This window comes from Brevibacterium sp. MGP-B1 (assembly GCF_057766545.1).
The window spans coordinates 783,177-795,674 of record NZ_CM173407.1; the positions used below are offsets into that span (position 1 = coordinate 783,177).

Annotated in this window: 11 protein-coding genes; 8 read left to right on the forward strand and 3 right to left on the reverse strand. The window is 63.9% G+C overall.

Annotated elements, in window-relative coordinates; all coding sequences use genetic code 11:
* Positions 1–191: 191 nt before the first annotated feature.
* The 7 genes from mtrA (at position 192) to secA (ending at position 10,202) form a co-directional block, all read left to right on the forward strand.
* A complete protein-coding gene (mtrA, locus tag AC3CD9_RS03555) occupies positions 192–872 on the forward strand; it encodes an MtrAB system response regulator MtrA (RefSeq protein WP_062861422.1) in 681 nt (226 codons plus the stop codon).
* The gene (gene mtrB, locus AC3CD9_RS03560) at positions 869–2,812 is read left to right on the forward strand and encodes an MtrAB system histidine kinase MtrB (protein ID WP_488366327.1); all 1,944 of its coding nucleotides are present in this window, start codon (positions 869–871) and stop codon (positions 2,810–2,812) included. Before mtrA ends, mtrB begins: the two co-directional genes overlap by 4 nt.
* Positions 2,809–4,539 (forward strand): LpqB family beta-propeller domain-containing protein, encoded by a 1,731-nt coding sequence (locus AC3CD9_RS03565; RefSeq protein WP_488366328.1) that lies wholly within the window; start codon positions 2,809–2,811, stop codon positions 4,537–4,539. Before mtrB ends, AC3CD9_RS03565 begins: the two co-directional genes overlap by 4 nt.
* A gap of 138 nt (positions 4,540–4,677) precedes the next feature.
* Positions 4,678–5,400, forward strand: coding sequence for a ComF family protein (locus tag AC3CD9_RS03570; protein ID WP_488366329.1), 723 nt, complete (start codon positions 4,678–4,680; stop codon positions 5,398–5,400).
* Positions 5,401–5,466: 66 nt separating this feature from the next.
* Entirely contained in the window at positions 5,467–6,129 is a 663-nt protein-coding gene (gene hpf, locus AC3CD9_RS03575) for a ribosome hibernation-promoting factor, HPF/YfiA family (protein ID WP_488366330.1), read from the forward strand.
* 86 nt (positions 6,130–6,215) lie between these two features.
* Positions 6,216–7,457 (forward strand): winged helix-turn-helix domain-containing protein, encoded by a 1,242-nt coding sequence (locus tag AC3CD9_RS03580; RefSeq protein WP_488366331.1) that lies wholly within the window; start codon positions 6,216–6,218, stop codon positions 7,455–7,457.
* A 54-nt stretch (positions 7,458–7,511) separates the two neighbouring features.
* A complete protein-coding gene (secA, locus tag AC3CD9_RS03585; protein WP_488366332.1) occupies positions 7,512–10,202 on the forward strand; it encodes a preprotein translocase subunit SecA in 2,691 nt (896 codons plus the stop codon).
* Between the two features lie 18 nt (positions 10,203–10,220).
* Here the strand turns inward: secA and AC3CD9_RS03590 are convergent, their stop codons facing one another.
* A complete protein-coding gene (locus tag AC3CD9_RS03590; RefSeq protein WP_488366333.1) occupies positions 10,221–10,691 on the reverse strand; it encodes an Rv3235 family protein in 471 nt (156 codons plus the stop codon).
* On the reverse strand, positions 10,688–11,560 hold the full coding sequence (locus AC3CD9_RS03595; RefSeq protein WP_488366335.1) for a LysM peptidoglycan-binding domain-containing protein: 873 nt from the start codon (positions 11,558–11,560) through the stop codon (positions 10,688–10,690). The genes AC3CD9_RS03590 and AC3CD9_RS03595 overlap by 4 nt, the downstream gene beginning before the upstream one ends.
* A 149-nt stretch (positions 11,561–11,709) precedes the next feature.
* Between AC3CD9_RS03595 and AC3CD9_RS03600 the strand changes: the two genes are divergently transcribed.
* Positions 11,710–12,225: a hypothetical protein gene (locus AC3CD9_RS03600; RefSeq protein ID WP_488366336.1), complete on the forward strand. Its 516-nt coding sequence runs from the start codon at positions 11,710–11,712 to the stop codon at positions 12,223–12,225.
* Positions 12,226–12,262: 37 nt separating this feature from the next.
* Here AC3CD9_RS03600 and AC3CD9_RS03605 read toward each other — a convergent pair whose 3' ends face one another.
* The gene (locus tag AC3CD9_RS03605; protein ID WP_025780784.1) at positions 12,263–12,484 is read right to left on the reverse strand and encodes a helix-turn-helix domain-containing protein; all 222 of its coding nucleotides are present in this window, start codon (positions 12,482–12,484) and stop codon (positions 12,263–12,265) included.
* Positions 12,485–12,498 lie beyond the last annotated feature (14 nt).

A 12,498-nucleotide genomic window follows, 5' to 3' on the forward strand; every position in this document is an offset into this window, starting at 1 on the left:
GAGGTCGGGAAGACCGTTCCGGCGGTCCGCCTCGAGTAGTGAATGGCCCGCTGCAGGGGGCCGTGCGGGGCTGCATCTGAACCGTCGGTCACCACTGTCGGCGGATCCGATGCATGAGGCAGTCGACAACGCCCGATAGGCTAGGAGTGTCGAGAACCGAAGAACACGCGAACATAAGGGACAATGGGAGCATGAACGCTCGAATCCTCGTAGTTGATGATGACACGGCTTTGGCCGAAATGATCGGAATTGTGCTCAAAAGCGAAGGCTTCGAGCCCTTCTTCTGCGCCACCGGAGACCAGGCCTTCGAAGAATTCCAGAAGGTCAATCCGGACCTCGTGCTCCTCGACCTCATGCTGCCCGGCAAGGACGGACTCGAAGTCTGCCGGGAGATCCGTGAGATCTCCTCGGTGCCGATCATCATGCTCACGGCGAAGTCCGACACCGTCGATGTCGTCCTCGGCCTCGAATCCGGTGCCGACGACTATGTGCCGAAGCCGTTCAAGCCCAAGGAGCTCATCGCCCGTGTCCGCGCTCGGCTGCGGATCTCCGAACCGCAGGCCCCCGAGCTGCTGACCGTCGGCGACGTCGTCGTCGACGTCGCCGGACACACAGTGACCAAGGGCGGATCACCGGTGTCGCTGACCCCTCTCGAATTCGACCTCCTCGTCGCCCTGGCCCGCAAGCCGTGGCAGGTGTTCTCCCGCGAGACCCTGCTCGAAGAGGTGTGGGGCTACCGTCATGCCGCCGACACCCGACTGGTCAATGTCCACGTGCAGCGTCTGCGGTCGAAGATCGAACGCGATCCGGAGAAGCCGGACATCATCGTCACCGTCCGCGGCGTCGGCTATAAGGCCGGCCGAGCCGCGTGACCTCCGAGTCAGCCGCGGACGGACCCGTCCGCACCGCGGCCTCGGCACTGAAGACGTTCTGGAACTTCATCCTCCGATCGTTCAGCCACTCCCTGCAGGTCCGCATCGTCGTGCTCACGATCGTGCTCACTTCGGTGGCGATCTTCGGCGTCGGAACCTATATGTCCCAGCAGATCGCCCGCGGTCTCTTCGACACCCGCCTGGATTCCCTGTCCTCTCAGACTCGGTCGATCCTGGCCGAGCTGCGCTCCCTGGCACCCGTCGACGGGCAGGCGGTCACCCAGGACACGCTGAGTTCGCAGCTGTCTTCGATCTACAACCGTTCGGCCGGGTCGGTGTATTCGCTGACCCTGCAGCCGAAGGACCCGAACTCATCGTTCTCGACGATCACCGCCGGTGGGTCGAACGAGGACGGTGAGGCCTCGCAGGTGCCCGTCTCCGATGAACTCCGCGAGGCCATCCGCAAGGCTCCGACCGACGACAAGCTCTACCAGTCGGTGAGCCTGCCCGACGGGACCGGACCGGGTCTGCTCATCACCCAGGAGCTGCAGATCCCGGGCGCCGGCCAGTTCCAGCTCTACTACCTCGGAGATCTCAGCGAACAGCAGGACACGCTCAACTTCGTGCAGCGCTCGATGTTCGTCGCCGCCCTCGTCCTCGTCGTCCTCGTCGGTGCCGTCGCCTGGATCGTCACCCGACTCGTCGTCACCCCGGTGCGCACCGGGGCCGAGGTGGCCCGGCTCATCGCCGATGGTGACCTCGACGAACGCATGCCCGTCCACGGCAACGATGAGATCGCCGTCCTCGGTGAGAGCTTCAACGATATGGCCGACACCCTCCAACACCAGATCGAGCAGATGGAACGGCTGTCGGTGCTGCAGCGGCAGTTCGTCTCCGACGTCTCCCACGAACTGCGGACACCGCTGACGACGATCCGTGCCGCTGCGGACCTCATCTACGATTCCCGTGACGACCTCGACGCCGTCACCGCGCGCAGTGCGGAACTGCTCAACTCGCAGGCAGAACGGTTCGACAACCTGCTCTCCGACCTGCTCGAGATCTCCCGCTACGATGCCGGTGCCGCGGCGCTGGTGCCCAAACCCGTCGATATCGGCGCGATCGTGACCTCGGTGATCGAGACCGTGTCGATGGTGGCCGAACAGATGTCGACAGCCATCGTCGTCCACGCTCCGTCCTCACCGGTCATGGCCGAGGTCGACCGGGTGCGGATCACGCGCATCGTGCGCAATCTCGTCGTCAACGCCATCGAGCACGGTGAGAACAACCCCGTCGACGTCTATGTCGCCTCCAACGCCGAGGCGGTGGCTGTGAGCGTGCGCGACCACGGAGTCGGCATGAACGAAGAGCAGGTCGAGCACGTCTTCGACCGGTTCTGGCGTGCCGATCCGGCTCGCAAGCGCACCCTCGGCGGGTCGGGTCTGGGCCTGGCGATCTCGCTCGAGGACGCGCACCTGCACAACGGCTGGCTGCAGGTCTGGGGCAAACTCGGCGAAGGGTCGTGCTTCCGGCTGACGATTCCCCGGCGCCCCGATCAGGAGATCACCTCCTCACCTCTGCCTCTGCCGCCTCGCGATGCGCAGATCCGCGGTTCCGCGCTCGTGGCGGGACCGCTGTCCTCGGACGGCTCCGTCCGCATCCAGACCGGATCGATCCCGATCGTCGTCGAAACCGAGCCGGAGATGCTCGAGGATGACCACGAATCCGTCGCCGAGGCGGCCCCGCAGTCGTCATCACCCGAGACGACCACGACTGCCTTTGAATCGGTCTCGGCCGGTGAGCCCGCCGCAGACGAGTCGGACAGCGCCGCTGCCGACGGCTCCGAGACAGGCACCGCCGAGGCTGGGCCGCGGTCCACGGACGTCGGCGATCCGGACCTGGACGGTGACGGCATGGACGACGGAGAAGGAGGACGGTCATGATGCGCACGAAACCCAGAGCGCTGCGAGTGAAGACCATGCTGGTCTCCGTGTTCACGGCCTTGGCCCTCGTCGGCTGCTCGTCGATCCCGACGTCATCACCTGTCGGCCATATCGAAGACGACTCGGGCGATGCGGGTGCGAACAACGCGCGGATCCCCGACGGTCCCGAACCCGGGGACAGCCCATCGGACATCGTGCGCGGGTTCCTCCGGGCAGGAGCGGGCGCCGGCAATAATTTCTCCGTGGCCCGGTCATTCCTCACCGAGGGTGAGGCACAGAAATGGAGCCCGCAGGAATCGGTGTCGGTGCTGCCCAACGGCACAGATCTCGATTCCTTGAACGTCGGAACCACCTCCGATCAGAAGACGATGAGCATCTCGCCGCCGGTCGTCGGTCTCGTCGACTCCTCCGGAGTGTACAACTCCACCGAACCGGGCACCCGGTCCACCATGGAATTCTCGCTGCGGCAAGAGAACGGGGAGTGGAGGATCTCCTCGGCGCCGGACGGGCTGCTCATCAGCCAGACCGACTTCCAGACGATCTTCCTCAACTATTCGCTGCAGTTCTTCACCTCCGACTATTCGTATCTCGTCCCTGACTCCCGTTGGTTCCTCCGGTCCTCCTCGACTCCGACGGTGCTGATGAATGAGCTGCTCAGCGGTCCCGCCCCCTACCTCTCGGGAGCGGTGATCACGTCGATTCCCGATGGTGCCAAGCTCAGCGATTCGGATTCGAACGTGGTGACGATCGAGAACGGCGTCGCTCATGTGGCGCTGGGACCGCAGAACCCGGCCCCGTCCGACCGCGAGAAGGGACTGATCCGTCAGCAGATCGCTACCACCTTGCAGGTCATTCCCTCGATCTCGGCGATCGATCTGAGCATCGGCGGGCAGGCGGTTCCGGCCAGTCTGCAGCCGAAGACCGATACGTCGGTCCAGGTGGACGGGCCACCCGTGGTTCTCGCCGACGATCACCTCTCTCGGGTTTCGGGCACCACCGTGGCCAAGGTCGAGAACAGTCCGAATCTGAAGAAGGCGAAGGCGAGCGATCCCGCGGTGTCATTGGATGACTCTCTCTACGTCTATCTGGCCGATGACGGCAAGCAGCTCATGCGGTTGAAATCCGACGCCGTCGACGCCACTCCGATCCTCAAAGGCAAGAAGCTCGTGCGCCCCAGCATCGATCGCTTCAACACGACATGGACGGGTGAGGCTGAGAACAAGGGCGAGCTCAAGGCCGTCGGTCGCGACGGCAAATCCTCCACCGTCGCCGCCGATTTCCTCAACGGTCGGCAGCTCATTGATATCGAGGTCTCCCGAGACGGCACTCGTGTCGCGCTGCTCAGTCGCCACAAAGGGGAACCGGATCGCGTCGATGTGGTCGGCATCCCCAGGGACAAGGCGGGCAATCCGTCCGGGCATGTCTCCGAAACACCGATCGAAGTGGGTGCGAACTTCCACGAGATCAAGGACGTCTCATGGGCAGGGTCGACGTCTCTCGTGGCTCTGGCCGCAGAAGAAGGCGAATCAGCGCAGCCGTTCCGCATCGGAGTCACCGGCCCTGCCGAACAGCTCGGCGAGGTCTCGGACGGAAGCCGCATCGCCGGTGGAGTGGACGGCCGCTCGATCCTGGTCACCGGTGCCGATGGAGCGCTGTACAGCTACAACTCGAACGCCTGGCAGAAACTCGTCGACGTCGAAGCGAAGGATCCCTCCTACCCCGGTTGACCCGCACAGCATTGCCTGTCCCAGCTGAACCACGGTGACTTTCCCGTCCCGGCTGAGCCGTCGGGCGGCGGTTGGCGGCTGTTCTGGAAGGCGGCTCATCGCCGGCACCCCGAGCTGGGCATGGAGTAGATTGCTCCCATGGGGCTGCTCGGGGAGTTCGGCGAACTGCTCCTGCCTCGCCGGTGCGCCGGCTGCGGGCGGGAGAACGTGTCCCTGTGCACCCGCTGCCTGCAGCTGCTCGGTGGGATCCCACGGGCGATGGAACCGCGCTACGGCACGATTCCGGTCGTCGGGGTCTGCGAATACAACTCGCAGATCTCGAAGATGGTCGTCGGCTTCAAGGACGACGGTCGCCGTGACATCCTCGATCCCTTGGCTTTGGCGCTGACCCGTTCGATCGTCGCCGCCCTCGATCTCATCGGCTACTCGGGTGGGGCGATTCGACTCTTTCCGGCGCCCAGTTCGGATCGGGCTAGACGTCGTCGAGGCGGATCGCATACGGCCGCCTTGGCGAATCGGGCGAAGGAACTGTCGCCGGAGCTGCCTCTGGAAGTCCACGATGTGCTCGCGGCGAAACGATCGCGTGACCAGGTCGGACTCGGGGCGATCGAGCGGGCTCAGAATGCTCAGCGGACCCAGTATCTCGACCGGAGGAGAATCGCTGAGATCTCGGAAGTCCGTCCCGTGTCGGGCACCGAATCCGCGCCGACGGACCTGCTCATCGATGACTTCTCCACCACCGGGGCAACCTTGGCAGAAAGCGCACGTCTGCTAGCATCGGTGCAGATCAGGCCCGCTGTAGGAGCTGTTCTCGGTCTCGGTCGCGGGGGCACTCGATTTGTCTCTCCCTTTACTGTATAACGGTGTTTACCCATCCAAGGGCATGGGATCGGATGAATCCGACGAGCGAGTCGCTAAGGACACATCATGGACATTGTTGTCAACGGCCGTCAACTGACCATCTCCGACAGCTTTCGAGCCCACATCGAGGACAAGATCGCCAAGGTCGAGCAGCTTGCCCCTCGCGCTCAGCGTGTCGAAGTGCATGTCACCCACGAGAAGAACTCCCGCCAGCCCGAGACGAGCGAGCGGGTCGAGCTCACGGTTGTGGCGAAGGGGCCGGCAATTCGGGCAGAGGCCATGGCAAGCGACAAATATGCGGCACTCGATCTGGCATGGGCGAAGCTCGTCGAACGACTGAGGCGAGCAAGAGACCGGCACAAGGTGCCGCGGTCGGGACATCACCGCAAGGAATCCACTGCCGAGGTGCTGGCGAAGATGCCGGTGGCCGAACCGATGGTTCCCGATGCGGACGCCGACGACGCGAAGTCTGCAGCGGACCACAGCGTCGATCAGACGAATGGTCGCATCAAGGCCGAAGGCGATTCGCCGGTGGTTCTGCGAGAGAAGACCTTCACCGCTTCACCGATCGGCATCGAAGAGGCGCTGAACAGAATGGAACTCGTCGGGCACGACTTCTACCTGTTCATCGACGAAGAGTCGAGCAAGCCGTCCGTCGTCTATCGCCGTAAGGGTTGGAGCTACGGAGTCATCGCTCTCGACCACGACCTCGAAGAAGCCATCGACTGACCAATTACTACCTGACGGCGGCCCAGCAACCTCGCGCGAGGTTGCTGGGCCGCCGTCAGGTAGTAATTGGGGTATAGCGTTGGGGTATGCAGAGGATGACACGGGCCGCGGCCCGCAGGACGGCGATCGCGGCTACGGGACTGGACCGACCGCGACCGGTGAAGGTCACCGCCCGACACCTCAAGAATGTCTTCGCCACTCTGGGACTGACCCAGATCGACTCAGTCGCCCGAGTCGTCCGCTCCCACTATCTGCCCTTCTACTCCCGTCTGGGGCCCTACCCGCGGGAGACCCTCGACCGTCTCTTCTACTCTTCGCCGCGCATGGGCGTCGAGTACTGGGCACACGCCGCGGCCTTCGTGCCGCCGCAGACATGGAAGCACTTCGCCCGCGCCCACAGCGAATGGTGGCGCAACGACTTCGGACAGCGCCACCCGGAGACCGGGGAGGAGTTCCGAAACCTCCAGGCCGGTGTCCTCACCGCCCTGTCCACCCGGCCGATGACGGCACGCGAAGTCGCCGAGGTGGTCGACCACGATCTGCCGGAAGTCCACCGTGGCCATTGGGGCTGGAATCCCAGTCAGGTGAAAGTCGCCCTCGAAGCGCTGTTCGCCGGTGGAATCATCAGCGCCTCCGGACGCAACGATCACTTCGAACGCATCTATGCTCTGGCTCGTGACGTCTCACCCGAGCTGCCGCAGCTGCCACTGAACTACGGGCCGCCGGAGGATCCTCGGCTGGGGCTGGACCCGAATGCGGAGCTTCCACGCGGAATATCCGGGGTCGAGAACAATGTCTACGAACTCACCCGTATCGCGGCACGTGCCCTGGGGATCTCCCGGTCCGAGGACATCGCCGACTACTTTCGGCAGCGGCGGGCACCGACCGACGCCGCCATCACCGAACTCATCGCCTCAGGAGAGCTGCGCGAAGTCGACGTCGAAGGTGTCCCCGCCTTGAAATGGCATGAGGCTCGGACCCCGCGCACCGTGAATGCTCGAGCGCTGCTGGCGCCGTTCGACCCCTTGGTCTTCTACCGGCCGCGCATCGAATGGCTCTTCGACTTCCACTACCGCATCGAGATCTACACCCCGGCGGCCAAGCGTGTACACGGCTACTACGTCACTCCGTTCCTCCTCGGTGATCGCCTTGTCGGGCGAGTCGACCTGCACAGGGATCGGGCGGCGGGCATCCTGCGTGCTCACCAGGTGACATGGGAGCCGGGGGAGGAGCACATCACCGAGCTGACGGAAGAGCTCATGACGATGGCTGCGTGGCTCGGCCTGACCGCCGTGGACCTCGAAGGTACTCACCTGCCATTAAGCTAGGGGCTATACAGTCGTTCGAGTCGTTGTCCGGCAGACATGCCGATTAGGAGAAAAGTGGCTAATTTCCTCGAGAAGCTTCTGCGCACAGGTGAAGGCAGAACTCTGAAGAAGCTCCGCCGATATACGGATGCCATCAATCAGCTTTCCGATGAGTTCAGCGAGATGACGGACACCGAACTGCGGGAGGAAACCGGCCGGTTCAAGGAGCGCTACAAGGACGGCGAGAGCCTCGATTCCCTGCTTCCCGAAGCCTTCGCCACCGTTCGCGAGGCATCGAGCCGGACCCTGGGTCTGCGGCACTTCGACGTCCAGCTCATGGGCGGCGCCGCCCTGCACCTGGGCAACATCGCCGAGATGAAGACCGGTGAGGGCAAGACCCTCGTCGCCACGGCTCCGGCCTACCTCAACGCGCTCACAGGCGATCCGGTCCACATCATCACGGTCAACGACTACTTGGCCACCTACCAGTCCGAACTGATGGGCCGCGTATTCCGCTTCCTCGGCATGGAGACCGGCTGCATCCAGGCGAATATGCCCTCGGACCTGCGCCGCAAACAGTACGCCGCAGACATCACATACGGCACGAACAACGAATTCGGCTTCGACTACCTGCGGGACAACATGGCCTGGTCGGCGGACGAGCTCGTCCAGCGCGGTCATGCCTTCGCCATCGTCGACGAGGTCGACTCGATCCTCATCGATGAGGCCCGCACCCCGCTCATCATCTCCGGCCCTGCCGAAGGCGATGCGAACCGGTGGTACGGCGAATTCGCGAAGGTCGTCAAGCGCCTGAAGACCGATCGCGACTACGAAGTTGATGAGAAGAAACGCACTGTCGGCGTCCTCGAACCCGGAATCGAACGCGTCGAGGACTACCTGGGCATCGGCAACCTCTACGATGCGGAGAACACCCCGCTCATCAGCTTCCTCAACAACGCCATCCGCGCCAAGGAGCTGTTCAAGAAAGACAAGGACTACGTCGTCCTCGACGGCGAAGTCCTCATCGTCGACGAGCACACGGGGCGTGTGCTCAAGGGCCGCCGCTACAACGAGGGCCTGCACCAGGCCATCGAGGCGAAGGAAGGGGTGAAGGTTCAGGCAGAGAACCAGACCCTGGCGACGATCACTCTGCAGAACTTCTTCCGCCTCTACGAAAAGCTCTCGGGAATGACCGGTACGGCCGAGACCGAAGCCGCGGAATTCATGTCGACCTACAAGCTCGGTGTCGTCCCGATTCCGACGAACAAGCCGATGCAACGTGTCGACCAGTCCGACTTCGTCTATAAGAACGAGGTCGCGAAGTTCGACGCCGTGGTCGACGACATCGTCGAACGCCACGAGACCGGGCAGCCCGTCCTCGTCGGCACGACGAGCGTCGAGAAGAGCGAATACCTGTCGAAGCATCTGGCCAAACGCGGCGTCAAGCATGAAGTCCTCAACGCGAAGAACCACGCTCGTGAGGCGTCGATTGTCGCGATGGCCGGGCGCAAGAACGCCGTCACTGTGGCCACGAACATGGCCGGACGCGGTACCGACATCATGCTCGGCGGAAATGCGGAGTTCCTCGCGGTCGCGGAAATGGAACGTCGAGGCCTCGACCCCGCCGAGAACGAGGACCAGTACGAGTCCGAATGGCCGGAGGTGCTCAAGGCCGCCGAAGACAAGGTCAAGGAAGAGGCCGAAGAGGTCGTCGAGCTCGGAGGACTCTATGTGCTCGGCACCGAACGCCACGAATCACGCCGCATCGACAATCAGCTGCGCGGACGCTCCGGCCGCCAGGGAGACCCCGGCGAATCCCGGTTCTACCTGTCCCTGACCGATGACCTCATGCGGCTCTTCGGCTCAGGGGCTGCCGAACGGATCATGGCCACAGCGAACGTGCCCGATGACGTGCCGCTGGAATCGAAGATGGTCTCCCGTGCCATCCTCTCGGCCCAGTCGCAGATCGAGCAGCGCAATGCCGAGCAGCGCAAGAACGTGCTCAAATACGACGATGTGCTCAACCGTCAGCGCACTGTGATCTACGATGAGCGCCGCCGAGTGCTCGACGGCGCCGACCTCGAAGATCAGGTCGCGAACTTCCGTGAAGAGGTCATCGACGCCTATGTCGCCCAAGCGACAACGGGACCGGTCGAGGAATGGCAGGTCGACGAGCTCTTCGAGGCTCTCGGAAAGATCTACTCACCGTCGATCACCCCCGACGACCTCGCCGAAGAACTCGGTGGCCTCGGCAACCTGACGAAGAACCGCCTCAATCAGGAGATCCAGTCCGATATCGCACTGTTCTACTCCCAGCGCGAAGAGGAACTCGGAGAGGACGCCACTCGCGAACTCGAGCGCCGCGTGGTGCTCTCTGTCATCGACAAACGCTGGCGTGAGCACCTCTACGAGATGGACTACCTCAAGAACGGCATCGGACTGCGGGCGATGGCCCAGCGTGATCCGCTGGTGGAGTACCAGCGCGAGGGATTCGAGATGTTCACCACCATGCAGGACGGGATCAAGGAGGACGTCGTCCGCCTGACCAATACTCTGCAGGTACAGGTGACCTCATCGTCCGGCTCCGAGGGTGACGAACCCGAGGTCGAGGTCGACGCTGAGGAGCTGCGTCACAAGACTCCCAAGATGCAGCTGTCGGCGCCGTCCGAGGGCGGTTCCGCCTCGGTTTCCGAAACCGAGGACGAGGATGAGCCGGCTCCGGCCAATCGCGCCGAACGTCGCGCGAAGAAGAAGGCCAAGAGCTGACTCCGAGCCGACAGCGGTTCACATCGTCTGCAGCGCAGTCAGCGTCCACCGGGTGGTGAGCAGTTCCAAGCGGACTGCCACCGCCCGGACGCGATTTGCGGCGGCGACAATGACCGTGACTTCGGCGATCTCGGGGCTGATCTGGCAGACGTGCGCCGTTCCCGGCCTCACCGTCCGTGCTCCCGGCACGGTCGCCCTGTGGGGTGCCACCTCGGCGCGCAGCTGACAGCGGTGGTCGATCTTCGCCAACAGATCCGGTTGGACCCATCGGGCGATCGTCTCGCTGCGTCTGGCTCCCGAGAGGACTTCGAGGCAGGCTACCGCCAACGAGGTGGCCGTGGCCGCGATCCGCGCCCGGTCGTCCGCGACTTCCTGACCCCGGACCTGCCCGTCGACCCGGCGAGTGGGCGGTGCCGTGGACGACGGTGTGGCCTCTCGCCGAGGCGGTTCCGACGCCTGCGGTCGGGTGAGGGTGAGTGGGGCGGTCATTTCTGGATCTCCAATCTCTGACCTGCGATGATGAGGCTCGGATCGGGTCCGATGGTGTCCTCGTTGGCGGCATAGACGTGCGCGACGAGCTGCGGGATCTCTTCAGGGGTCTCGGCCAGATCGGCCGCGATCGACCACAGGCTCTCGCCTTGAGCCACAATATGTGTGGAAGTTCCGGGATCCGCGGGCTCGGCGGCGTCGGCACTGTCGCCTGGGTCATTCGGCTCACTGCCGCGGTCGGACTCGCCTGACCCGTCCGACGACCGGTCGGTCGGTGGTGCCGAAGGCCCTCTGTCTGCGGGCGGCTCCGTGGGCCAACCGGGATCGGGCGGGTGGACTCGACCGGGTGGCTCGGATTCCTCACGCGGCTCGGAACCGTCTGGCGACTGCTCATCCTGAGACCGCCCCGCATCGTCGGAGGAGTCCGCAGAGCGTTGATCATCGCCGATCGTCGGCCAGCCGGGATCGGCTGGGGCGGACGGAGTACGCGCAGACGATGCAGGGGCGGATGGAGCTTGCGTGCACGATGCGGGGTCAGGACCCGGACCAGTGAGCGGTGCTGCTTGAGCGGAGTGGACCACGAGGCCGGCAGAGACGATGGCAAGAACACTCGACGCGAGTACCCGGGGCATTGCCTTGACGACCAATCCGGCGAGGACCGACCGGAAACGACCGGAGGGAATAACCTGCAGCAGCAGGGCCAGCAGAGAGACGAGTCCGATCCGTGCGAACAGGAGCACTCCGGTGCCGATGATGACGATGACGACGACGTCGCTGGTCGTCCACGGCTGAGGCACCCGCTCCCACGCAGCGGCGAACGAACCGAGCAGAACCAGCCACGAACTTGCACATGCGATCAAGAGATACATCTAGACATCCTCCATTGGATATTCAACATAATGATGCCGTTAGGTGCTATTTGGTGTCAACGGGTCAACTCTAACTACATGACTGTAGTTCGATGCATCTTCATTTCAAGTCTTGAAAGTGGACTACAGCTGGGGCAGGCTTGGCGATTATGGACGATCGCATCGATGCACTCCTGGCGGATATCGAAGCCGCCGACACGGCGGCACAGGCGCACGTCAGGAGAGGCGAATTCGGCGACGAGGTGGCCGGTCAGGCAGCCGAAAGGACACTGCTCGAACGGATGCGCGGGGCGCTGGGATCGACAGTGCAGGTGACGATGCCGGATCGGGACATCACGGGAACGGCGTGCTTCCTCGGTCGGGACATCGTCGTCCTCGCCGGAGCCGAAGTCTCCGTGATCGCGATCAGGGCTGTCCGCGGATTCAGGCTGACCACGAGAGTGCATCGGTTCGACGCCGGCGGGCTGGAGAGATTGGGTCTGGGATCGGCGCTGCGCCGCTGGTCAGCCGCCTATGAAGAGGTGTCGATCGATGTCGCCGACAGTGCAGGCAACATTCGGGGACGCTGCGCACTCGTTGCTTCCGACTATGTCGAGATCGCCGGCAGGATCATTCCCTTCGCGGCGATCAACGCCGTCCACGCTCGGACGAATCCCTTCGGATGACTCGTCCATGATGGGGATCAGAGCTGAATCGAGTGGGTCAGTCCTCGATGGAACCGGTCTTGATCTGGTACTCGGTGCGCTCGTACATGCGCTGGATATACGCTTCGATCTCGGACTTCTCGACCCGCCACTGGCCGCGCCCTCCGACTTTGATGGCGCGGAGATCGCCGGAGCGGACCAGGGCCCGAGCCTGTGCGATCGAGACATTGAGCAGCTCGGCCACATCGGTCAGCGGCAGGAAGCGACTTTCGACGGCCATGAGGTGACTTCTCC